This is a genomic window from Burkholderia sp. AU31624 (genome assembly GCF_020420065.1).
Taxonomy (GTDB): Bacteria; Pseudomonadota; Gammaproteobacteria; order Burkholderiales; family Burkholderiaceae; genus Burkholderia.
In genome coordinates, this window is record NZ_JAIZRT010000011.1 from 106,631 (window position 1) to 130,284 (window position 23,654).

19 protein-coding genes are annotated in these 23,654 nt (G+C 66.5%); 15 read left to right on the top strand and 4 right to left on the bottom strand.

What is annotated here, in order from left to right; translation table 11 throughout:
- Position 1: 1 nt before the first annotated feature.
- From LGM89_RS32545 to LGM89_RS32570, 6 genes are all read left to right on the top strand, one after another.
- Positions 2-796 carry a molecular chaperone gene (locus tag LGM89_RS32545; RefSeq protein WP_089494805.1) on the top strand — a complete coding sequence of 265 codons (795 nt, stop codon included), beginning with the start codon at positions 2-4 and terminating at the stop codon, positions 794-796.
- A gap of 110 nt (positions 797-906) precedes the next feature.
- On the top strand, positions 907-3,915 hold the full coding sequence (locus tag LGM89_RS32550; protein ID WP_226275162.1) for a filamentous hemagglutinin N-terminal domain-containing protein: 3,009 nt from the start codon (positions 907-909) through the stop codon (positions 3,913-3,915).
- A 58-nt stretch (positions 3,916-3,973) separates the two neighbouring features.
- Positions 3,974-5,143, top strand: coding sequence for a fimbrial protein (locus LGM89_RS32555; protein WP_226275164.1), 1,170 nt, complete (start codon positions 3,974-3,976; stop codon positions 5,141-5,143).
- 186 nt (positions 5,144-5,329) lie between these two features.
- Positions 5,330-6,145 carry an ABC transporter substrate-binding protein gene (locus tag LGM89_RS32560; protein ID WP_085038977.1) on the top strand — a complete coding sequence of 272 codons (816 nt, stop codon included), beginning with the start codon at positions 5,330-5,332 and terminating at the stop codon, positions 6,143-6,145.
- A 97-nt stretch (positions 6,146-6,242) separates the two neighbouring features.
- Positions 6,243-6,965: an amino acid ABC transporter permease gene (locus LGM89_RS32565; protein WP_089494808.1), complete on the top strand. Its 723-nt coding sequence runs from the start codon at positions 6,243-6,245 to the stop codon at positions 6,963-6,965.
- 2 nt (positions 6,966-6,967) lie between these two features.
- A complete protein-coding gene (locus tag LGM89_RS32570) occupies positions 6,968-7,693 on the top strand; it encodes an amino acid ABC transporter permease (RefSeq protein ID WP_089456601.1) in 726 nt (241 codons plus the stop codon).
- A 163-nt stretch (positions 7,694-7,856) separates the two neighbouring features.
- On the opposite strand, the gene LGM89_RS32575 is transcribed toward LGM89_RS32570, so the two are convergent.
- Positions 7,857-9,119: a M23 family metallopeptidase gene (locus LGM89_RS32575; RefSeq protein WP_089494809.1), complete on the bottom strand. Its 1,263-nt coding sequence runs from the start codon at positions 9,117-9,119 to the stop codon at positions 7,857-7,859.
- A gap of 338 nt (positions 9,120-9,457) precedes the next feature.
- A complete protein-coding gene (locus LGM89_RS32580; protein WP_089494810.1) occupies positions 9,458-10,105 on the bottom strand; it encodes a TetR family transcriptional regulator in 648 nt (215 codons plus the stop codon).
- A gap of 150 nt (positions 10,106-10,255) precedes the next feature.
- Between LGM89_RS32580 and LGM89_RS32585 the strand changes: the two genes are divergently transcribed.
- The 7 genes from LGM89_RS32585 to LGM89_RS32615 all read left to right on the top strand — a co-directional run bounded on the left by LGM89_RS32585 (position 10,256) and on the right by LGM89_RS32615 (position 21,785).
- Positions 10,256-11,455, top strand: a complete 1,200-nt coding sequence (locus tag LGM89_RS32585) for a MexX/AxyX family multidrug efflux RND transporter periplasmic adaptor subunit (RefSeq protein WP_226275166.1) — start codon at positions 10,256-10,258, stop codon at positions 11,453-11,455.
- Positions 11,456-11,475: 20 nt separating this feature from the next.
- Positions 11,476-14,613, top strand: coding sequence for a multidrug efflux RND transporter permease subunit (locus LGM89_RS32590; protein ID WP_226275169.1), 3,138 nt, complete (start codon positions 11,476-11,478; stop codon positions 14,611-14,613).
- The gene (locus LGM89_RS32595; protein WP_089495287.1) at positions 14,613-16,070 is read left to right on the top strand and encodes an efflux transporter outer membrane subunit; all 1,458 of its coding nucleotides are present in this window, start codon (positions 14,613-14,615) and stop codon (positions 16,068-16,070) included. Before LGM89_RS32590 ends, LGM89_RS32595 begins: the two co-directional genes overlap by 1 nt.
- An 839-nt stretch (positions 16,071-16,909) precedes the next feature.
- On the top strand, positions 16,910-17,422 hold the full coding sequence (locus LGM89_RS32600; protein ID WP_089425375.1) for a fimbrial protein: 513 nt from the start codon (positions 16,910-16,912) through the stop codon (positions 17,420-17,422).
- Between the two features lie 118 nt (positions 17,423-17,540).
- A complete protein-coding gene (locus LGM89_RS32605) occupies positions 17,541-19,994 on the top strand; it encodes a fimbria/pilus outer membrane usher protein (RefSeq protein ID WP_226275283.1) in 2,454 nt (817 codons plus the stop codon).
- 16 nt (positions 19,995-20,010) lie between these two features.
- Positions 20,011-20,763: a molecular chaperone gene (locus LGM89_RS32610; protein ID WP_226275181.1), complete on the top strand. Its 753-nt coding sequence runs from the start codon at positions 20,011-20,013 to the stop codon at positions 20,761-20,763.
- Complete coding sequence (locus LGM89_RS32615) at positions 20,760-21,785, top strand: fimbrial protein (RefSeq protein ID WP_089494814.1); 1,026 nt, start codon at positions 20,760-20,762, stop codon at positions 21,783-21,785. The genes LGM89_RS32610 and LGM89_RS32615 overlap by 4 nt, the downstream gene beginning before the upstream one ends.
- A gap of 109 nt (positions 21,786-21,894) precedes the next feature.
- Here LGM89_RS32615 and LGM89_RS32620 read toward each other — a convergent pair whose 3' ends face one another.
- Positions 21,895-22,032 (bottom strand): HHHH-motif protein, encoded by a 138-nt coding sequence (locus LGM89_RS32620; protein ID WP_163008971.1) that lies wholly within the window; start codon positions 22,030-22,032, stop codon positions 21,895-21,897.
- A 47-nt stretch (positions 22,033-22,079) separates the two neighbouring features.
- Complete coding sequence (locus tag LGM89_RS32625) at positions 22,080-22,319, bottom strand: hypothetical protein (RefSeq protein ID WP_071334430.1); 240 nt, start codon at positions 22,317-22,319, stop codon at positions 22,080-22,082.
- Positions 22,320-22,640: 321 nt separating this feature from the next.
- Here LGM89_RS32625 and LGM89_RS32630 point away from each other — a divergent pair, with 321 nt between their 5' ends.
- A complete protein-coding gene (locus LGM89_RS32630) occupies positions 22,641-23,297 on the top strand; it encodes an RNA polymerase factor sigma-70 (RefSeq protein WP_226275184.1) in 657 nt (218 codons plus the stop codon).
- Between the two features lie 86 nt (positions 23,298-23,383).
- The gene (locus tag LGM89_RS32635; protein ID WP_011351933.1) at positions 23,384-23,626 is read left to right on the top strand and encodes an MbtH family protein; all 243 of its coding nucleotides are present in this window, start codon (positions 23,384-23,386) and stop codon (positions 23,624-23,626) included.
- Positions 23,627-23,654: the final 28 nt, after the last annotated feature.

Consider the following 23,654-nt stretch of genomic DNA (forward strand, 5'->3'; position numbering starts at 1 on the left):
GATGCGTGTTCTCGATGTCCGTTCCGCCCTGGCGGCGTCCCGGCCGCCGCGCCGTACAGGTCGCTGGGCCGGCTTTGCCCGCATCGTGCGTGCGGCGGTGGCGGCTTGCGCGGCGAGCGTCGGGACAATCAACGGGCACGCGGCGCTGTCCGTGGTCGGAACCCGCTTCATCTATCCCGGCGATGCCCGTGCGCTGACGATCGTCGCGCGCAACGGTGGCGCCGCGCCGATCCTGGTTCAGTCGTGGCTCGACGTGGGCGACGCGAATGCCGATCCCGACCACCTGCGCGTGCCGTTCGTCGTTTCGCCGCCGCTCGCTCGACTCGATCCGGCGCAGTCGCTGGCGATCCGCGTGCAGTCCATCGGAGGCGACTTGCCGCTGGATCGCGAATCCTGCTTCTGGATCAACCTGCTCGAAGTACCGCCGGCCGCACCGGCAAGCGACAACACGCTGCGCATCGCGTACCGGCTGCGCCTGAAGCTCCTGTATCGGCCGCCCGGCCTTGCCGGCGATCCGGATCAGGCGCCGAGCGCACTGACCTGGACGCGCACGGATCAGCAGGACTCCCCATCGATCGTCGCCACCAATCCCACACCGTACTACGTGACGCTCACGCGCGTGCTGTTGCACGGGGAGCCGGTCGCATTGGTCGGTGAGGCTGTGGAGGTTCCGCCGTTCGGCCTGACCCGCGTCCCGATCGGTGAGTCAAGCGGCGTGCGATCGGGCGAGATCGTGTTCGACGCGGTCGACGACAGCGGGGCATCCCAGGAATACCGGAGGCAGCTGGAGCCGTAGCGGAGCGGCGGCACGCGGCACCATGTGCCGTTGCTGCTGCGCGCCGGGAGTTGCAGTACCCGTCCTGTCGGGGAATCGACAGGGTTTCAACCACAACAAGGAAAACGAGAATGAACAAGACATACGCTTTGGTATGGAACGCCGGGCAGGGCGTTTGGCAGGTGGCCGGCGAACGGGTACGCCGGCACGGCAAGTCGGCGACGCGCGCGCGTGTCGTCGCGGTGCTCGCGCTGCTCGCGGGCGGCGCGGCGACGTCCGCCCAGGCGCTTCCGGCGGGCGAGAACATCGTGTCCGGGAAGGCCGACATTCTTCGCTACGACAACGGGAAGCAGATGTCGATCAACCAGCACAGCGACAAGCTGGTGACGGACTGGCAGTCGTTCAACGTCGACAGCGGGCAGCGCGTCACGTTCAACCAGCCGTCCGACAAGTCGCTTGCGCTGAACCGGGTGATCGGCCAGGACGGCAGCACAATCCACGGCAACATCGACGCGAACGGCCGCGTATTCCTCGTCAACCCGAACGGCGTCCTGTTCGGCAAGGGCGCACAGGTCAACGTCGGTGGTCTGGTGGCGACGACGCTCGACATCAAGAACGAAGACTTCGAAGCCGGCCGCTTCCGGTTCTCCGGTCAGTCGCCGAGCGAAGTGCAGAACTTCGGCAATCTCGTCGCGAGCGAAGGCGGCGCGATCGCGCTGCTCGGCGCGAAAGTCGTCAACCGGGGGATCGTCCAGGCGCAGATGGGCACCGTCGCGCTGGGCGCCGGCAGTGACGCCACGCTGAACTTCGACGGCAGCAAGCTGCTCAGCGTGCAGATCGATCAGGGAACCATGAACGCACTGGTCAGCAACGAGCAGTTGCTGAAGGCCGACGGTGGGCGGGTGCTGATGGGCGCGAAGACCGTCGATACGGTGTTGCGCACGGTGGTCAACAACCAGGGCACCATCGAGGCGCGCACGCTCAGGAGTGTCGCGGGCCGGATCTCGCTGGACGGTCACGACGCCGGCACCGTCAACGTCGCGGGCGTGATGAACGCGAGCGCGACGACGCCGGGCAACGGCGGCACGGTCCACACCCGCGGCGCCGACGTGAAGGTGGCGCTGGGCGCGATGGTCGATACGCGCGCGACCAACGGGCGCGGCGGCACCTGGCGCATCGCATCGTCCGACGTGTCGGTCAAGGCGGGCGCGAACCAGCCGGGTACCATCGTGGCCGATACGCTGTCGCGCAACCTCGCGACGACCGATGTCGAACTGGTCGCCGAACGCGGCGGGATGTCGGTCGACGGACCGGTGACCTGGGCAAGCGGCAACCGGTTGGCGCTGGCCAGCCGGAACGGCGACGTGTCGGTCAACGGTGCGCTGCGCGCGACGGGGGCGAACGCGCGGGTGGCCATCGACGCGAAGAACAGCGTGCGGATCGCGGCGCCGATCGCACTGACCGGCGCGAATGCGCTGCTGACGCTCGACTACGGCGTCGCGTATTCGCTGACGGGCGCCGCGGCCGTGACGCTGTCGGGCACCGGAGCCGGCTTCGAGTCGAACGGCTATCTCTACACCGTGATCCAGAACCTGCAGCAGTTGCAGGGCATCAATACGAATCTCGACGGCTTGTACGTCCTCGGCAACAACATCGCCGGCTCCTGCTCCTGGTATTCCTGCCCCACGTTCAGGACCATCGGGTCGGGGGCGTCGTTCTCCGGCGTGTTCGATGGCCTCGGCAATACGATCAGCAACCTCGTCATCACGAGCAGCGATCCGTACGCGGGGCTGTTCGGCCGCAACGCCGGTACGCTCGCCAACCTCAAGCTGGCGTCGTTGCGCGTCAGTGCCGCGTCCGGTGTCGGTCCGGTGGCCATCGGCGGGCTGGTGGGCGAAAACGTCGGCAAGATCACGAACGTGGCCGCGACGGGCATGCAGGTGAGTGCCGGTGCGAACCGCGGCAATGCGTTGGGTGGCGTCGTCGGCATCAATAGCGGCGAGCTTTCGCAGTCGTCATTTGCCGGATCCGTGGCCGGGAACGGGATGTCGTATGCCGTTGGCGGCCTGGTCGGCGAAAACCGCATCGATTTGATGGGGGCAGGGATCGTGTCCGACAGCGAATCCAACGCCACCGTCACGGGCGGCGCATCGAACCAGGCGTCGATCGGCGGTCTCGTCGGCATGAATCGGGGCGGCGACATTCTGAGGTCGACGAGTCGGGGCACCACGTCGGGCGTCAATATCGCCGGCGTGAACGTCGGTGGGCTCGTGGGCGCGAATCTGCTTGGCAGGATCGACGACGGAACGGCTGTGGGGCGCGTGACAGGGGGCTCGGGCGGTACGGCGGGCGGACTCGTCGGCGTCAATACCGGCAAGATTGCCAATTCGAGCGCAAGCGGTGTCGTCGACGGCCGATATGCGCAAGCGATCGGCGGCTTCGTCGGGCTGAACCAGGGCATCGTGACCGACAGCAAGGCGCTGGGCGCCGTCATGAGCGCATCGACGGGTTCGACCGGCGGTTTCGTTGGCATCAACCTGGGCATGTATGCGTTCATCGACATGGCAGAAGCGCACGGCGCGGTCACCGGTGGGCAGGGCACCAATGGCGGCTTCGTCGGCAGCCATCTCGGCGGCCGGATTGCACACTCGGTCGCGCGTGGCAAGACGACCGGCGGCAACTACAGCAAGACGGGTGGTTTCGTCGGCAGCAACGCGGCCGAACTGACCAACGTCGATGCGAGCGGCGACGTATACGGCGGTGTCGGTGCATCGGTGGGGGGCTTCGCCGGCGCCAACACGACATCCGGCGAGATCGACACCGCGTCGGCAACCGGCAACGTGACGGGCGGCTCGTCGAGCACGGTGGGCGGGTTTGCCGGAGAAAACCTCGGTACCGTGCGCGATGCGTCGGCGTCGGGAACGGTCGGCGCCGGCAATTACGCGACCCTCGGCGGCCTGGCCGGCCTGAACGCGGGGCTCATCGAACGCTCGGCCGCGAGCGGGCGGATCAACGGATCGTCGAGTCAGACCTTTGGCGGTCTGGTCGGCATCAACCGGGGCACGTTCCGCAACAGCATTGCGTCCGGCGAGGCCGGGCTGCAGAAGGTTGCCGGTATCAATCTCGGCGTGATCGAGTAATGCAACGGGCGGCGGGCGAGCATGACCGGCGCCTGCCGCTGCCGCAACGGGAGGCAGCATGAAGACGATTCAATGGCGCAGGTCCGGGCGAGTCGGCCGGGCCGTACGTCGCCTGGCGATGGCGGGATATCTGGTGCTTGCATTCGGCCCGCACGTCAACGCGCAGACCGCCAGTGGCTCGACGGCGCAGAAATGCGCGTTCAGCAACACCAACGCGTCACCCTGGAAGATGATCAATGCGTTGACGAGTGCGACACCCGTCGACACGATCCTGTATCAACGCACCGTTTCGCTCTTCGTTAAGTTCACATACGGCACTGCGACCGGGGAGCACGAACTGGTGGGGGCCGGGCATTGGAAGACAACGCCTATTGTCACGGACGGAGTCGCGAAGACGAACGTGAACGGTATCGGCTTCAAGTGGGCAGGCGTATCCGGCAACGAAGACGAGAATACCCTGCCGCAAGATTCGCTGCCGATGGTGACCGTGAAGCACAATCTCGGTCGTGGGAACCAAAGCGGTACCGAAAACACGCAGGCGATGATCTTCCGGCAGTATCTCGTCCTCGAAAAGCCGGCCTCGCAGTTGCCGGAAGGCAAGCTGGTCGTCAAGAACCTGCCGGGCAATCCGACCGTCGAGATTTATGCGATCGACTTGCCGAAAGGCGTCGCATCGGTAGGGAGCACGGTGACGGTGCCTGAACAGACGCCCTTGTGCGCACAGGCGATAACCTTCGTCGGCGCGGGCAACGTCTGCATCGGCAGCGAGTGCGAGATCCAGGTGCCGAATCGCTGCGAGATCCAGTCGAACTGGATCAAGCCGGTAACGCTCGGAAATGTCGCGATCGACAATTTCCCGACTTTGAACGCGATGTCGGAGCCGGTCAGCTTCGATATCACGCTCAGCCAATGCGCGGCCGCGGCCAAACCGAAGATCAGTTTCCGCGACAAGGCAGCGCAGCCGAATCCGGACAAGACATTGCTGCAGTTGAGCGCGCCGGCCGGCCGGTCGGTTGCGCACGGGTTCAACATCGTGATGACGCACCGGGATACGAACGAGCGGATCGCCTACGGCGAGCCGGGCACGGCCCCGACCTATCCGATGCATCGCGAAGCCGACACGGCGACGATCCCGCTCAGTGCCCGGTACATCCGAACCGGTGCGGATGGCGAGCTGCGGCCCGGAAACGCAAACGGGGCCGCGGAATTCACGTTCACGTTCCCGTGATGGCGCGCGCCGCGACGGGCGCGCTTCATCACGAAACCCGCTGAGCAAAGCACCATTTGTTGGTTCGGATTCGCGGCATGCGCTGATACGTTAGCGGCTTCGCGACGACACACTCCGTCGCGATGTTCTTCGAACCGGGCCGCCGCGCGATCCGCGGCGGCCTTCATAACAAATCAGGTCGTGCTCATGAAATTCCACACGCTCGCTACGTGGCTCGTCGGAGCCGCGCTCATCACCGCAGGCACCGTCGCGCATGCGGACCGTCTCGACGACATCAAGAAGGCCGGTGTGCTGCGCGTCGCGACGTTCGACAGCAACCCGCCGTTCGGCTATGTCGACGGCAAAAGCAATCATATCGTCGGCCTCGACGTCGACTATGCGAAGGCACTCGCCGACAAGCTCGGCGTGAAGCTGCAGCTCCAGCCGACCAACCCGGCGAACCGCATTCCGTTCCTGACGTCCGGCAAGGTCGATCTCGTGCTCGCGAACTTCACGATCACCGACGAGCGCGCGAAGCAGGTCGACTTCAGCATTCCGTATTTCTCGTCGGGCCAGCAGTTTCTCGCGAAGAAGGGCGTGCTGAAATCGGCCGACCAGCTGAACGCGCTGCGCGTCGGCGCCGACAAGGGCACGACCAACGAGATCACGCTGCGCGAGAAATTCCCGAAGGCGACGATCGTCGCGTACGACGACACGCCGTTCGCGTTCGCCGCGCTGCGCGCCGGCAACGTGCAGGCGATCACGCAGGACGGCCCGAAGCTGATCGGGCTGCTCGCGAACGTGCCGGACAAGCAGAACTACGAGATCCCGGCGTTCACGATCTCGAACGACTACATGGGCGTCGGCGTGCCGAAGGGCGAGACGCGCCTGCTCGGCTTCGTCAACGACACGCTGAAGGGGCTCGAGGCGAACGGCCGCGCCGTGCAGATTTACGACGCATGGTTCGGGCCGACGACGAAGACGCCGCTCACGCGCATCTTCCGGATCGGCGACAAGACCTGATCCGCATCGCACGCGCGCCGCGACTGGCCAAAGCATCATCGGCCGAGCGGCGCTTTTCGCATTCTTCCGATCGCGCGCTTCGCGCCCGCAACACAGCATGCTCGGGTTGGCTCCCAAATACCTGTCCTGGCTCTGGCAGGGTTTCCTGCTGACGCTCGGCCTCGCGGCCGCGTCGGCCGTCGTCGCGACCGCCGGCGGGCTGTTGCTCGCGGTCATGCGCCATGCGCGCGGCACGGCGCCGCGCGCGATGGCGGCCGCGTACGTCGTCACGTTCCGCAACACGCCGCTGCTCGTGCAGTTGCTGTTCTGGTATTTCGGTATCGCGTCGCTGCTGCCCGAACCATGGATCGCGTGGCTGAACGCGCGTCATGCGTTGAGCATCGGCCCGTTCACGCTTGCGTGGCCGTCGTTCGAATTCGTCGCGGGCTGGGTCGGGCTGAGCGCCTATACGGCCGCGTTCGTCGCCGAGGAGTGCGAAGCCGGCCTGCGCGGCGTGCGGCGCGCGCAGCACGACGCAGCGGCCGCGCTCGGCCTCACGCCGATGCAGTCGCTGCGTTACGTGGTGCTGCCGCAGGCGGTGCGCATCGCGTTGCCGCCGCTGTTCGGCCAATACATGAATCTCGTGAAGAACTCGTCGCTCGCGATGGCGATCGGCGTGGCCGAGCTGTCGTATGCATCGCGGCAGGTCGAGACCGAGACGTTCAAGACCTTCGCCGCCTTCGGCGTGGCGACCGTGCTGTACGTCGCGGCGGTGGCCGCGATCGAAGCGCTCGCGTATGCGGCCACGCAATGGCGCGACCGGCTGGAAGCGGGGCGCTGACGATGGATCTCTCGCTGCTGTTCGCCAATCTGCCGTACCTGCTCGTGGGCGCGTTCCCGGAAGGGCCGCTCGGCGGCGCCGCGCTGTCGCTGCTGCTCGCGATCGCGTCGGCCGTCGCCTCGGCCGTGCTCGGCATCGCGCTCGGCGTGGCGATGGCGCTTGCGCGCGGCCCCGTGCGCGTGCTGCTGCTCGCGTTCATCGGCTTTTTCCGCGCGATTCCGGTGCTGATGCTGATCTTCTGGACCTACTTCCTGATGCCGATGCTGCTGCACATGGACGTGCCGGGGCTCGCGACGGTGGTGTGCGCGCTCGCGCTGATCGGCGGCGCGTATCTCGCGCACGCGGTGCATGCGGGCATCGTCGCGGCCGGCGACGGGCAATGGCAGGCCGGGCTGTCGCTCGGGCTCACGCGCTGGCAGACGGTGCGCTACGTGCTGCTGCCGCAGGCGATCCGGATCATGACGCCTTCATTCGTCAACCAGTGGGTCGCGCTCGTGAAGGACACGTCGCTCGCGTATATCGTCGGCGTGCCGGAGCTGTCGTTCGTCGCGACGCAGGTGAACAACCGGCTGATGGTGTATCCGGCACCGATCTTCCTGTTCGTCGCGCTGATCTATCTGGTGCTGTGCACGTCGCTCGACGGCGCGGCACGCTGGCTGCTGTCGCGGCGCCCGCGCGCGGAACGCGCCGCGCACGCGGCGGCCGAATATACGGAACCCGCGCGGTGACGGCATGCCGCGGCCGTTTCGAATGGCCGAAGACGGCGTGTCGTTAAGTCCGCGCAGCGGACAGCGCGTCACGCAGGCCAGCCCCGCTCGGGGGCAGGGGCACGGAAGGTTGAGCGCCTGCTGTGCGCCGCTGCGAGTCGAACGACGGCGCGCAGCACGTGCATCACGATGCCGAGTAATGCGTATTGAAGACGGCGCGCAGCGTCGATGAATCGGTCGCGAAATCGCCCCACAGCGGCCCGTCGTTCTGCGCGAACGCGAACGGCGTCGTACGGATCGACGCGAGACGGAAGCGCCATTGCGCCGCTTCCTGGCGGAAGGCGGTGAGCTGCATGTCGGACAGTGCCGTCTGCGCGCTCGCGAGCGTGACGAGCGGATCGACCGGATTGTTGGCGACGCGCACCTCGAAATGCAGGTGCGGGCCCGTCGCGGCGCCCGTCATCCCGACCGAGCCGATGCGCTGGCCCTGCTTCACGGTCTCGCCCGTCTTGAGGCCGTGCGCGAACGCGGACAGGTGCGCGTAGTAGGTCGAGTAACCATCGGCGTGATCGACGATCACGTAGCGGCCGTAGCCGCCCGGATCGGTGCCGACGAACGAGACGACGCCGTCGGCCGCCGCATCGACGGGGGTGCCGCTCGGCGCGGCGAGATCGACGCCCGTGTGGAACGCCATCGCCTGCGACAGCGGGTGAATGCGTTCGCCGAAGAACGAGCTGATGCGTGTCCACTTGACCGGCATCGTGAAGGCGGCGGCTTCGAGCGGCGAGCCGTCGAGCGCGTAGTACGCGCCGTGCTCGGCGCCCGGCGCGCGGAACCAGATCGCGCCGAACGTGCGGCCGGCGACGCGCAGTTCGAGCGCGGTGAGGCGCGGCGTGCCGTCGCTCGTATCGAACGCGACGCGGTAGTAGTCGCCGCGCTGCGCGCTCGCCCGCATCGCGACCTTGCCGCTGACGAGATCGCCGAGCTGGATGCGCACCTCGGGCGGCACGTCGAGACGGTTCAGCGTATCGGACAGCGTGAGCTCGATGTCGCCCGCGCGCATCCCGTGCTGGTTTTCAGGGGCCGCGAACTGGAACAGGTTCGCGTAGCCGAGCATCTCGTTGCGGTGCGCGCTGAGCGGCGCGAACAGCCCCGGCTGCTGGCTGCGGTCATTGCGTTCGCCGGCATCGTTGCGCTCGCCGATCGTGCGGGCGAGCTCGCTCGTCACGAAATGCTGCGCGGTGGGAAACGGCGTGTCGGACAGCACGCGCTGCGGCAGCGCGGCCGTGCCCGAATCGACGGCGCCCGGCAGTTGCGACACGGCCGGCAGCGCGGCGAAGCCGAGTGCGGCGAGGGCGCCGAGCACGGCGGCCGGCACGAGCGCGCGCGCAATGCGCTGCGCGCGGCCGGGCGCGAAAGCATCAGGGGTAGCGGCAGACTTGACCAAGGTGTCCACATCCAGGAAAGCGGTTCAAAGGGGTGTGGGCAGGGTCCACCGGCGGCACATCCGTCGGGCAGCGACGGGGCGGGCGGCGGGCGTGCAACAAAACAGGCCCCGCCAGGGGCCTGTATCGTTTCCGTTCGACCCAACGCGCGGGGCGGACCCGCTTCGAACGGCGGCGTGCATGCCGGGTCGTACCCGGTTATCACGAAGACGCTAAAGAAAGATGACAGCGTCAGTCTACCGATGTTCCGCGAAACGTTAAAAATTTTAAAGGGGGTCAGCTCATTCGTTTCGCAGTGCGGTAAATCGGGCTAAATCAGCATTTATTACGACAAATTCCGTCAGTCCGGCAATTTGTGCGCGCGGCCTCGCAGCGCGGCGGACGTGCGCACGGTGTCGAAGCCGGCGTCGAGCATGGCCTCGGCGTCGTTCCACAGGTTGCCGCGCAGCCGGTTGGTCCAGATCATCGACGCGAACACGCCTTCGAGCAGCGACACGAGATAGACGGCGGCCAGGTGCACGTCGAGATCGGCGGCGACTTCGCCGGCCGCGATCGCGCGGCGCAGCAGCGCCTTCGTGATCCGCAGCATCTGCAATTCGAGCAGCATGCGGCGCCGCTGCAGCGCGCCGTTCTCTTCGCTCTGCTCGCACTTCGTATAGAGGATCACGAGCACGCGCTGCATCGGGCCCGGCTCGCCGCATTCCTGCAGATAGTGCGACGCGGCGCGCCGCAGCGTGGCGAGCGGGGGCAGCCCTTCGCCGGCGTCGAAGCCTTCCGACGTGCGCGCGAACGCGCGGTCGCACATCGCGAGACACACTTCCATCTTGTTGCGGTAATGGCCATAGACGGCGCCCCGCGACATCCCGGCGGCCTCGGCGAGGTCCGCCATCGCGGTTTGCGCCACGCCTTTCTCGAGCAGCACGAGCTCGGCGGCGTCGAGGATCCGGTGCTTGATGGCGAGCGATTCTTCGCGGGTCTTGCGAGCCATGTCCTGAAATTCCTTACAGTTCGCTGTCGTTTTATTGAGACAGTGTGACGGTCAGATTGAAACGGCGCGTATTTAATCAGTCGTGACTGATTATAATCGGCCACCCTGAGCCGCCGCATTTTATCGGTGGCGAACGATCCGAGGTCACACATGAATAACAATCGCTCCCTGTTGCGCCACCGACTGGCGCCGTTCGCGCTGGCGGCCGCGCTGGCCCTGGCCGGATGTGGAAAGGGCGACAAGGACGCCGCGCCGGAGGCCGCGAAACAGGCGACGGTCGTAACGGTGCGCCCGACGGCCGTGCCGATGACCGTCGAATTGCCGGGCCGGCTCGACGCGTACCGGCAGGCGGAAGTGCGTGCGCGGGTCGCGGGCATCGTGACCGCGCGCACTTACGAGGAAGGCCAGGAAGTGAAGCAGGGCGCGGTGCTGTTCCGCATCGATCCCGCGCCGCTGAAGGCCGCGCGCGACGCCGCGCAGGGCGCGCTCGCGAAGGCGCAGGCCGCCGCGCTCGCGGCGAGCGACAAGCGCCGCCGTTACGACGATCTCGTGCGCGATCGCGCGGTGAGCGAACGCGACCACACCGAGGCCGTCGCGGCCGACACGCAGGCGAAGGCCGACGTCGCGTCCGCGAAGGCGGAGCTCGCGCGGGCGCAGCTGCAGCTCGACTATGCGACCGTCACCGCGCCGATCGCGGGCCGCGCCCGGCGCGCGCTCGTGACCGAAGGCGCGCTCGTCGGCCAGGACCAGGCGACGCCGCTCACGACCGTCGAGCAGCTCGATCCGATCTACGTGAACTTCTCTCAACCGGCGGCCGACGTCGATGCGCTGCGCCGCGCGGTGAAGAGCGGGCGGGCGACGGGCATCGCGCAGCACGACATCGCGGTGACGCTGCTGCGCGCCGACGGCACCGCGTATCCGCTGAAGGGCAGGCTGCTGTTCAGCGATCTCGCGGTCGATCCGACCACCGACACCGTCGCGATGCGCGCGCTGTTCCCGAATCCGGAGCGCGAGCTGCTGCCGGGCGCGTATGTGCGGATCGCGCTCGATACGGCGGTCGACCAGCGGGCGATCCTCGTGCCGCGCGATGCACTGCTGCGCACGGCCGACCGCACGTCGGTACGCGTCGTCGGCACGAACGGCAAGGTCAAGGACGTCGAGGTCACGGCCGACCAGATGAGCGGCCATGACTGGCGCATCACGCGCGGCCTCGCGGGCGGCGAGCGCGTGATCGTCGACAACGCCGCGCAGTTCGCGCCCGACACGGCCGTCAAGCCCGTCGAGCAGGCGCCGCCGTCGAAGGCGGCGCCGGCCGCGGCCGCTTCGCAGGCGGCCGCCCGTCAAACCTGACTGGTCAACACCACACCACCATGGCACGTTTCTTCATCGATCGCCCCGTCTTCGCGTGGGTGATCGCAATTTTCATCATGCTGGGCGGCGCATTCGCGATCCGCGCGCTACCCGTCGCGCAGTACCCGGACATCGCGCCGCCCGTCGTCAGCCTTTATGCGACGTATCCGGGCGCGTCCCCGCAGGTCGTCGAGGAATCGGTGACCGCGCTGATCGAGCGCGAAATGAACGGCGCGCCGGGGCTGATGTACACGTCGGCCACCAGCAGCGCCGGGATGGCGTCGCTGTACCTGACGTTCAAGCAGGGCGTGAACGCCGATCTCGCGGCCGTCGAAGTGCAGAACCGGCTGAAGACGGTCGAGGCGCGGCTGCCGGAACCGGTGCGACGCGACGGCATCCAGGTCGAGAAAGCCGCCGACAACATCCAGCTCGTGGTGTCGCTGACGTCCGACGACGGGCGGATGACCGCCGTGCAGCTCGGCGAATATGCGTCGGCGAACGTCGTGCAGGCGCTGCGTCGCGTCGAGGGCGTCGGCAAGGTGCAGGTCTGGGGCACCGAGTACGCGATGCGGATCTGGCCCGACCCGGTGAAGATGGCCGGTCACGGCCTCACCGCGTCGGATATCGCATCGGCCGTGCGTGCGCACAACGCGCGCGTGACGATCGGCGACATCGGCCGCTCCGCGGTGCCGGAAAGCGCGCCGATCGCGGCGACCGTGCTCGCCGACGCGCCGCTGAAGACGCCGGCCGATTTCGGCGCGATCGCGCTGCGCACGCAGGCCGACGGCGCCGCGCTTTACCTGCGCGACGTCGCACGCATCGAGTTCGGCGGCAACGACTACAACTATCCGTCGTACGTGAACGGCAAGGTCGCGACCGGGATGGGCATCAAGCTCGCGCCGGGCTCGAACGCGGTCTCCACCGAGAAGCGCGTGCGCGCGACGATGGACGAGCTGTCCGCGTATTTCCCGCCGGGCGTGAAGTACCAGATCCCGTTCGAGACGTCGTCGTTCGTGCGCGTATCGATGAACAAGGTCGTCACGACGCTGATCGAGGCCGGCGTGCTGGTGTTCCTCGTGATGTTCCTGTTCATGCAGAACCTGCGTGCGACGCTGATCCCGACGCTCGTCGTGCCGGTCGCGCTCGCGGGCACGTTCGGCGTGATGTATGCGGCCGGTTTCTCGATCAACGTGCTGACGATGTTCGGGATGGTGCTCGCGATCGGCATCCTCGTCGACGATGCGATCGTCGTGGTCGAGAACGTCGAGCGGCTGATGGTCGAGGAGGGGCTCGGGCCTTACGACGCGACCGTCAAGGCGATGAAGCAGATCAGCGGCGCGATCATCGGGATCACCGTGGTGCTGACGTCGGTGTTCCTGCCGATGGCGTTCTTCGGCGGCGCGGTGGGCAACATCTACCGGCAGTTCGCGCTGTCGCTCGCGGTGTCGATCGGCTTCTCGGCCTTCCTTGCGCTGTCGCTGACGCCCGCGCTGTGCGCGACGCTGCTCAAGCCCGTGTCGGGCGACCATCACGAGAAGCGCGGCTTCTTCGGCTGGTTCAACCGCTTCGTCGCGAACGCGACGCAGCGCTATGCGACGCGCGTCGGCACGATGCTGAAGAAGCCGGTGCGCTGGCTCGTCGTATACGGTGCGCTGACCGGCGCTGCGGCACTGATGCTCACGCAACTGCCGACCGCGTTCCTGCCGGACGAGGACCAGGGCAACTTCATGGTGATGGTGATCCGGCCGCAAGGCACGCCGCTCGCGGAAACGATGCAGAGCGTGCGGGAAGTCGAGTCGGCCATCCGCCGCGATGAGCCGATCGCGTTCACGTACGCGCTCGGCGGCTTCAACCTGTACGGCGAAGGGCCGAACGGCGGGATGATCTATGTCACGCTGAAGAACTGGAAGGAGCGCAAGGCCGACGAAGCGCACGTGCAGGCGATCATCGCGCGCATCAACGAGCGCTTCGCGAGCACGCCGAACACGACGGTGTTCGCGATGAACTCGCCGGCGCTGCCCGATCTCGGCTCGTCGAGCGGCTTCGACTTCCGGCTGCAGAACCGCGGCGGGCTCGACTACGCGACGTTCAGCGCCGCGCGCGAGCAGTTGCTCGAGACGGGCCGCAAGGATCCGGCGTTGACCGACCTGATGTTCGCCGGCACGCAGGACGCGCCGCAACTGAAGCTCGACATCGATCGCGCGAAGGCGTCCGCGCTCGGCGTGTCGATGGACGAGATCAACACGACGCTCGCGGTGATGTTCGGCTCCGACTATATCGGCGACTTCATGCACGGCACGCAGGTGCGGCGCGTGATCGTGCAGGCCGACGGGCTGCACCGGCTCGATCCGGACGACGTGAAGAAGCTGCGCGTGCGCAACACGCGCGGCGAGATGGTGCCGCTCGCGGCGTTCGCGACGCTGCACTGGACGCTCGGGCCGCCGCAGCTCACGCGCTACAACGGCTTTCCGTCGTTCACGATCAACGGCTCGGCCGCGGCAGGCCACAGCAGCGGCGAGGCGATGAGCGCGATCGAGCGGCTCGCCGGGAAGCTGCCGGCGGGCACCGGCTTCTCGTGGTCGGGGCAGTCGTTCGAGGAGCGGCTGTCGGGGGCGCAGGCGCCGATGCTGTTCGCGCTGTCGGTGCTCGTCGTGTTCCTCGCGCTCGCGGCGCTCTACGAGAGCTGGTCGATTCCGTTCGCGGTGATGCTGGTCGTGCCGCTCGGCGTGATCGGCGCGGTGCTCGGCGTCACGCTGCGGATGATGCCGAACGACATCTACTTCAAGGTGGGGCTGATCGCGACGATCGGGTTGTCCGCGAAGAACGCCATTCTGATCGTCGAAGTCGCGAAGGACCTGGTCGCGCAGCGCATGTCGCTCGTCGACGCGGCGCTCGAGGCCGCACGCCTGCGGCTGCGGCCGATCGTGATGACGTCGCTCGCGTTCGGTGTCGGCGTGCTGCCGCTCGCGTTCGCGTCGGGCGCCGCGTCCGGCGCGCAGATGGCGATCGGCACCGGCGTGCTGGGCGGCGTGATCACGGCGACCGTGCTCGCGGTGTTCCTCGTCCCGCTGTTTTTCGTGATCGTCGGCCGCCTGTTCGACGTCGGCCCGCGCCGGCGCGGCGGGGCACAGCCGGTGACGATGGAGGGTTCTCAATGATGTTTGCGCTGAATGCACGCGCCGCGCTGCGGGCCCAGGTTGCGCTGGCCGCCGCGCTCGCGCTGGCCGGCTGCACGCTCGCGCCGCGTTACGAGCGGCCGGCGGCGCCGGTGCCGGCGACCTATGCGCCGGTCGACGGCAGTGCCGCACCGGCGGCCGAGGTGTCGCCCGCCGACGCCGCGCTGCTCGACGACTGGCGCAGCTACTTTACCGATGCCGCGCTGCAGGCGTGGATCGACGCGGCGCTCGCGAACAACCGCGACCTGCGGGTCGCGGCCGGCCGCCTCGAGGAAGCGCGCGCGCTGTACGGCGTGCAGCGCGCGGACCGGATGCCGTCGGTCGATGCGAATCTGGGCTATGACCGTACCCGCCAGTACGACCCGGTCGTGCGCGAAAGCGCGATCAGCGGGCTGTATCGCGCGGGCGTCGGCATCAGCGCATATGAGCTCGACCTGTTCGGCCGCGTGCGCAGCCTGTCGGACGCGGCGCTCGCCGATTATTTCGCGACGGCCAACGCGCAACGCACGGTACGCATCGGCGTGATCTCCGACGTGGCGGGCGCGTACGTATCGGAGCGCGCGCTGCACGAGCAACTTGCGCTGGCGCAGCGCACGCTGGATGCGCGCCAACGCATGGCCGCGCTCACGCAGCGCCGTTATGCGGCCGGCACGAGCGACGCGATCGAGCTGCGTTCGGCCGAGATGCTGGTGGCATCCGCGCGCGCGTCGCAGGCCGCACTGCAGCGCGAGCATGCGCAATCCGTGCGCGCGCTGCAGTTGCTCGCGGGCGACTTCGCGCGCAACGTGCCGGATGACACGACCGCGCTCGACGCACTGTCGATCGCGCCCGTGGCGCCCGGCGCACCGAGTGCACTGCTCGAACGGCGGCCGGACATCCGGCAGGCGGAGGCACGGCTCAAGGCCGCCAACGCGCAGATCGGCGCCGCGCGCGCGGCGTTCTTCCCGCGCATCACGCTGACGAGCGACTACGGCTCGGTCAGCGATGCGTTCTCGAGCCTGTTCGCCGGCGGCACGAGCGTGTGGACGTTCGCGCCGCGCGTCACGCTGCCGATCTTCGCGGGCGGCCGCAATCAGGCGAACCTCGACGTCGCGAATGCGCGCAAGCACATCGCGGTGGCCGATTACGAGAAGACGGTGCAGACCGCATTCCGAGAAGTGGCCGACGCATTCGCCGCGCGCGACTGGATCGATCGCCAGCTTGCCGCGCAACAGGACGTGTATGCGGCCGACGGCGCGCGATTGAAGCTCGCCGAGCGCCGTTACGCGGGCGGTGTCGCGACGTATCTCGAACTGCTCGACGCTCAGCGCAGCACGTACGAGTCGGGGCAGGAGCTGATCCGGCTCAAGCAACTCAGGCTCGCGAATGCGATCACGCTGTACCGCGCGCTCGGCGGCGGCTGGTCGCCGGCGTCGGTGGAGGCCGCGGCATCCGCGTGATGCCTGTCGCCTGACGCGACAACGCGTCGGGCGGCATGAGGGCGGCGGTGCGCTTCGACGTGCCGCCGCCGCTTTCTTCGATCCATACCGCTGTTCCGGCGATATCTTCCCCTTCACTGACAGGCTGGCCAGGACGTTTTTCATCCTGCCGGAACGCGCACGTGCGCGTTCCGGAACAGCCCTCGCCATGCGACCGCTCGTGTCGCCATTCCGCGCAAACGTGTGCGGTCCATTTTTCCTTCCTGCGCTGCCGCGATCCGGACCGGATGACGGGTTCCGGCGACCGCGCATGCATGTGATTTACGATCCGGAATTGACGATCTGATTAATCAATATATTGGAAATAATGAGAGCGGCAAAGTGTCGCAGTAAAACGTTTGTATTCATGTCGCAATCGTTTGCGCGAAAGAATGGAATTGATTGAATCGCCGTTTAATTTCCTGTTTGTTGAAAATGATTTGATATTGGCGTTGTCGTTCTGCAACGATGGCGGCATTGGACAATGCTTTGTCCTTTTCGACGATGATTTCGCGAGAGCCAATCCCAGCATGGGTGAGCAGGGTGGCTACGGCTGTCGATCGAAAATTTCCTTAATCTTCAATTGCTTCCTGAAAATAAAAAAGGACTGCGGATAAAAGTTGAAGGATTGTAAGTCGACAGGAAAGAGTGTGGATTTAGAGGGGTAAATCGGACATTGTCAGATGCATTTGACAATGATTTACAGAAAACTTTCACGATTATCTCGATAATGCCGCCTCGTGTCGGACGGAAGCCACCATGCGCTGCCGTTTGTGTCCGCCACGTCAACTACTCCATTTGCAGTCCTTACGGGAAACGTCATGAAAAAATCCATCCTGACCGCTGTCGCACTCGCGGCCCTGTCGACCTCGGCCTTCGCAGCGGGCACCGGCACGATCAACTTCACGGGCGAGATCGTCGCGGGCGCATGCGGCATCGATTCGGGTTCGGTCAACCAGACCGTGAACCTCGGCAAGGTGCCGACCAACGTGTTCAAGCAGGCTGGCGACAAGTCCACGCCGACCAACTTCGACATCAAGCTGACCGACTGCGACACGAGCGTCGCGCAGAACGCGTACTTCACGTTCACGGGCACGTCGAGCGCAGGCCAGCCGAAGCTGCTCGCGACGATCGGTTCGGCGACCAACGTCGGTATCCGCCTGCAGGCAGCGTCGGGTGAATACCTCGACAACGGCGCCGAGCAGAAGGCACCGACCGTGCTGCAGAACGGCACGAACATCGCGCGCTTCGCTGCGATGTACGAGGCGACCGCAGCCGGCGTGACGCCGGGTACCGCCGAAGGCGTCGCGAACTTCACGGTTCGCTACCAGTAAGCCGCCGTACCGGGGAAGGGTGCGCGCACCCTTCCTCGTTCGTTTTTCCTCCTTTTCTCCCTCCCTGGACTTCCGGTAGCGCCGCGTGCGAATCAGACATTCCTTCCTTTGCGTCTCCGTGCTGATGGTCGGCAGCCAGAGCCATGCGACGGAATTCAATTCGTCGTTCCTGAACATCGACGGCTCGAACAACGTCGATCTGTCGCAGTTCTCGCAGGCGGACTTCACGCTGCCGGGCGAGTACATGCTCGACGTGCAGGTCAACGACCTGTTCTACGGGCTGCAGGCGATCGAATTCATCGCCGTCGATACATCAGGGGCGGGCAAGCCGTGCCTGCCACCGGAACTCGTCGCGCAGTTCGGGCTGAAGCCGTCGCTCCTGAAGGACCTGCCGCGCTTCCAGGGCGGACGTTGCGTCGACCTCGGCGCGATCGAGGGCGCGACCGTGCGCTACCTCAAAAGCGACGGGCGGCTCAAGATCACGATTCCGCAGGCCGCACTCGAATTCACCGATTCGACCTACCTGCCGCCGTCGCGCTGGTCCGAAGGGATTCCGGGGGCGATGCTCGACTATCGCGTGATCGCGAACACGAACCGCAACTTCGGGACGGGCGGCCGCCAGACGAATTCGATCCAGGCCTACGGCACGGTGGGCGCGAACTGGGATGCATGGCGCTTTCGCGGCGACTACCAGGCGCAATCGAACGTGGGCAATACGGCCTACGCGGACCGCACGTTCCGCTTCAGCCGGCTTTATGCATTTCGTGCGTTGCCGTCGATCCAGTCGACGGTGACGTTCGGCGACGACTACCTGACTTCCGACATCTTCGACACGTTCGCGTTGACGGGCGCGTCGATCCGCAGCGACGATCGCATGCTGCCGCCGTCGCTGCGCGGCTATGCGCCGCTGATCTCGGGCGTCGCGCGCACCAACGCGACCGTGACCGTGTCGCAGGCAGGCCGCGTGTTGTACGTGACGCGCGTGTCGCCGGGTGCGTTCGCGCTGCAGAACATCAATACGAGCGTGCAGGGCACGCTCGACGTCGCGGTCGAGGAAGAGGACGGCAGCGTGCAGCGCTTCCAGGTGACGACGGCCGCCGTGCCGTTCCTCGCACGCGCCGGGCAGTTGCGCTACAAGGCCGCCGTCGGCAAGCCGCGCCAGTTCGGCGGCGCCGGCATCACGCCGTTCTTCGGCTTTGGCGAAATCGCCTACGGTCTGCCGTTCGACGTCACGGCGTACGGCGGCTTCATCGCCGCGTCGGGTTATACGTCGATCGCGCTCGGCCTGGGCCGAGATTTCGGCGCGTTCGGCGCGCTGTCGGCCGACGTCACGCATGCGCGGGCGAAGCTGTGGTGGAACGGCGCGACGCGCAACGGCAACTCGTACCGCATCAACTATTCGAAGCACTTCGACGGGCTCGATGCCGACGTGCGCTTCTTCGGTTATCGCTTCTCCGAACGCGAGTACACGAACTTCGCGCAGTTCTCGGGCGACCCGACCGCGTACGGCCTTGCCAACAGCAAGCAGCGCTACTCGGCGACGCTGTCGAAACGTTTCGGCGATACCTCGACCTATTTCTCGTACGACCAGACGACCTACTGGGAACGCGCGAACGAGCAGCGCGTCGGCCTCACGCTGACGCGGGCGTTCTCGATCGGCACGCTGCGCAACCTGAACGTGAGCGTGTCGGCGTTCCGCACGCAGAGCGCCGGTGCAAGCGGCAACCAGGTCTCGGTTACCGCGACGTTGCCGATCGGCGGCCGTCACACCGTCACGTCGAACCTGACGACGGGCAGCGGCAGCACGAGCGTGAACGCGGGCTACATCTACGACGATCCGAACGGCCGGACCTACCAGGTCAACGCGGGTGCGACCGACGGACGCGCGTCGGCGAACGCGAGCTACCGCCAGCGCTCGTCCGCGTATCAGCTGACCGCGCAGGCGTCGACGCTCGCCAATGCGTATGCGGCGGCATCGCTCGAAGTCGACGGTTCGTTCGTCGCGACGCAATACGGCGTGTCGGCACACGCGAACGGCAATGCGGGCGACACGCGCCTGCTGGTGTCGACCGACGGCGTGCCCGACGTGCCGCTGTCCGGCACGCTCTCGCACACCGATTCGCGCGGCTATGCGGTGCTCGACGGCATCTCGCCGTACAACGTGTACGACGCGACCGTCAACGTCGAGAAGCTGCCGCTCGAAGTGCAGGTGACGAACCCGATCCAGCGCATGGTGCTGACCGACGGCGCGATCGGCTTCGTGAAGTTTTCCGCCGCGCGCGGCAGCAACCTGTACCTGACGCTGACCGACCCGGCCGGCAAGCCGCTGCCGTTCGGTGCATCGGTGCAGGACGTGGCGAACGGCAAGGAGCTCGGCATCGTCGGCGAGGGCGGTGCGGCGTTCCTGACCCAGGTTCAGCCGAAATCCACGCTGGCGGTGCGGGCGGGCGAACGCACGCTCTGCACGATCGACACGCTGCCGAACCAGCTCCAACTCGAAGGCACGCCGATTCCGGTGACGTGCCAGACGCCCGGTGAGTCGCATGCAGCGGCCGCACGGGTCGAACGATGAATTCACGGATCCCGCGATGAAACATTCCTTCTCCCTTTCCCTTTTCTTTTCGCGGCGCGCATGGTGCGTGCTCGCGACCGCCGGCGCGTTGTTCGCAGGCGCCGCGCAGGCGGCGATCGTGCCCGATCGCACGCGCGTGATCTTCAACGAAGGCGAACAGGCCGCGATCGTCACGATCACCAACAAGAGCACGATGTACCCGTATCTCGTGCAGTCGTGGCTCGAGGACGCGAAGGGCAACAAGATCACGTCGCCGCTGATGGTCGTGCCGCCGCTGCAGCGCGTCGAGGCGAACGAGCGCAACGTGCTGCGGATCGCGAAGCTGCCGGGCACCGAACTGCCGGCCGATCGCGAAACGGTGTTCTACCTGAACATCCGCGAAGTGCCGCCGAAGACGGATACGCCGAACACGCTGCAGATCGCGCTGCATACGCAGATGAAGCTGTTCTATCGCCCGAAGGCCGTGCAGCCGGCGCGCGACGAGGACTGGACGCTGCCGATGACGGTGCGGGTCGACTCGGCCGCGCACACGCTCGTGTTCGACAATCCGACGCCGTATCACATCACGATCGTCAACCTGGCTTCGGGGGCGCAGAAGACGCAGGTGCCGCTGGAGCCGGTGATGGTGAGCCCGATGAGCAGGACGGACGTGCCGTTCAAGGCCGCGACGCCGTCGACGCTGTTCGTCACGCATGTCGATGATTACGGTGGCCAGGTGGCGGTGGAGTATGCGTGTGAGGCAGGGGCTTGCAAGAGCGTGAAGAAATGAGCGCCGTTCGACGAAACCGCATCGCTTCGCCCATGCCGGCCTGGATCAGGTGGTGTGTGCTCGCGCTGTTCGTCGCGGTTGCGCAGCCGGCGTGGGCGCTGAAGTGTATTGCGGACAACGGCGGGCTGTCGCTGACCGAGACGATCGGCAACGTCGCGTCGTATCCGACCGACGCGCCGGATGGTTACGTGATCTGGGTATCGCCGCCGCGCACGACGACGGGCTATTGCTACAAGGATATCGGCGGGCTGCAGGATTTCCCCGAGCAGATCTACTTCTACGCGAACCCGGAGAAACAGAATCCGGCCGCGTGGGGGCTCGAAGTCGGCATTCGCTTCGAGGGCACGGACTATTACGGACGCAGCAGCCAGCCGGGGAACGGCATCGACACGCACCGCTCCGTGAAAATCTGCGAGATGAACGACCGGCAGGTCAATGCCGGGATGTGTCCGAAATGGCCCATCAGCATTACGTATCAGGTGGTCATTCGCAAGCGGGGAGCGTGGACGAGACCGCCTTCGGATATCTACGCGGTGTTTCAGTTCGACGGCGAGCGCGGGCTGAACAGCAAGGGAAGCTTCCGCTACAAGCTGAGCGGTCTGCAGAATCTCAAGCCGACACCCTGCATGGTCGACGTGAAGGTCACACCCGAGCCCGGCATCGTGAAGTTCGGTCAGGTTCAGGCGACGGGCAACGGTTTTTCGCCTGCGGTGCCGCGCAAGTCGTTCAGTCTCGCGCTGACGAAGCAATGCAACGTCCCGGTGCGCGTGGACGGCTACTTCGAGACGTCGCAGACGGTGCGTAACGGGCTGCTCGTACCGGACGCCAACAGCAATTTCGGCATCGGCATCGAGGACCGGAACGGCAAGGCGATCGCGTTCAACGAACAGTTCGTGCTCGCCCAGATGCCGGGAAGCGTGAACTACCAGAGCGTGACGCTCGATGCCGTGCTGAAGGCGTTCGGCCCACCCAAGATCGGGCCGTTCAACGGAACGGCGACGATACGATTGTTCATCTATTGACGCGGTATGCCGGGCGCCAGCCGGTCGGGCGCTACCCCGCGGAGAACAGCATCGGTAAGACGAAAAAAACGCCGGCAAGCCGGCGTTTTTCGCATCTGCTGCGCGATGCTCAGCGCACCCAGCGGCAAACCTTGTGATGGTGATGCTCGAAGTGACACACGCGGTGCGGATGGGCTTCGGCGATCGCCGGCACGAGTACGGCGGCGGCGAGCGCCGCGACGGTCAGGGTCTTGAGTAGCGTCTTCATGTTTGAGGTCCTGTCGTTGAATAGTGGGTCACGGGAGCGGCAGCGCGTTACCACTGAGGCCGCTGATCGTCGCGATGGTCGTCCCGGCGATCGTCCCGGCGGTCGTCATGCCCGCCGCGATGCTGAGCCTCCCAGTCGCGGCGCTCCCAGTAGCGATTTCCGTCCCAGTAACGATCGCCATGCCAGCCGATCGTGACTTCGGCCGGCCCAGGATAGGCGACGCATCCAGTGAGCATCACGCTCGACAGCGCGCCAATCATGACGGCGGATAACACGATGGATTTCATGTGGTTCTCCCTTGGGGAAACGGCACGTCGATCGTACGGGCCCTCAAAATTTCACGTGGTAAGAAGTTGCTACCGCACATGACACGACGCCCCAGGCGTTTCGTCAGAATCCCGTGAACGCAGCGGCAGCCGTATCCGCCGGACGGACGCATCGATCGCCGCCTGCCACGACCGGCGGCATGCGTCCTATCTGACCCGACAACGATTTCGCTGATTGTTCAGACAAATCCTGACAACCGAAAGGGTCATTTCGTAATCGTATTGAGAATGATTTGCGTTTACGTTAAATTTCGCTATCTCGGAATTTGACGGAGCAGATCGATGGCGATGGCGGAAGTGCTCGACCGACCGGCGGCGGCAGCGGCAAACCCGTTCCTCGGCAGTTTTCCCGACCGGCCGCCGCGTGCGCGCCGCGCCGCGGAGCCCCGTGCGCAGGGCGCGCTGCTGGACGTGCTGATCTCGCATCGTACGATGCTCGTCAATGTCGCGCGCGGCTTCGTCGGCTGTGCAAGCCGCGCCGAGGACGTCGTGCACGACGTGTTCGTGAAGCTCGTCGAATTCCCGAACCAGGACGCGGTGCGCCAGCCGGTCGCCTACGTGACGCGGATGGTGCGCAATGCGTCGATCGATGCGTGCCGCCGGCAAAGCCTCGAGAACGTCTATCACACGGAAGAGGACGACGGCTTCGACGTGCCGTCGCCCGAGCCGACGCCGGAAGCCGCGCTGCTGACGCGCGACACGCTGCGGCGCGTGTGGGCGGCGCTCGACGACCTGCCGGCGCGCAGCCGCGCGGCGTTCGAGATGGTGCGGCTGCGCGAGGAGACGCTGCAGACCGCGGCGCGCGCGCTGAACGTGTCGCAGACGCTCGTGCATTTCATGGTGCGCGACGCGGAGCGCCACTGCGCGGAATGCCTCGACGCGTGCCATCGCGGCGTCGCGTGCCCGGTGTTCCTGGGCGGCCGCGCACGGCGCCGGTAAAAATCCGCGCCGGCCAAACGTCTATCAGACAGGAGCGGCCGAAACCGCCGCTTCGCCACCTTCAACCGCCTCAGCGATTTCCGATCATGACGCAAGCCACGACGCCTTCCGCCGACACCGACGACCTCGTTTATACGGTCGTCATCAACGACGAAGAACAGTATTCGATCTGGCCGACGTTCCGGCCCGTGCCGGCCGGCTGGCGCGAGATCGGCGTGAGCGGCCCGAAAGCCGACTGTCTCGCGCACATCGAGACCGTCTGGACCGACATGCGCCCCGCGAGCCTGCGCCGCGCGATGGACGGCGAGCGCGCCTCGCGCGCGTCGTGACCCGCTGCGCCGAGATCCGGCGCGCCAC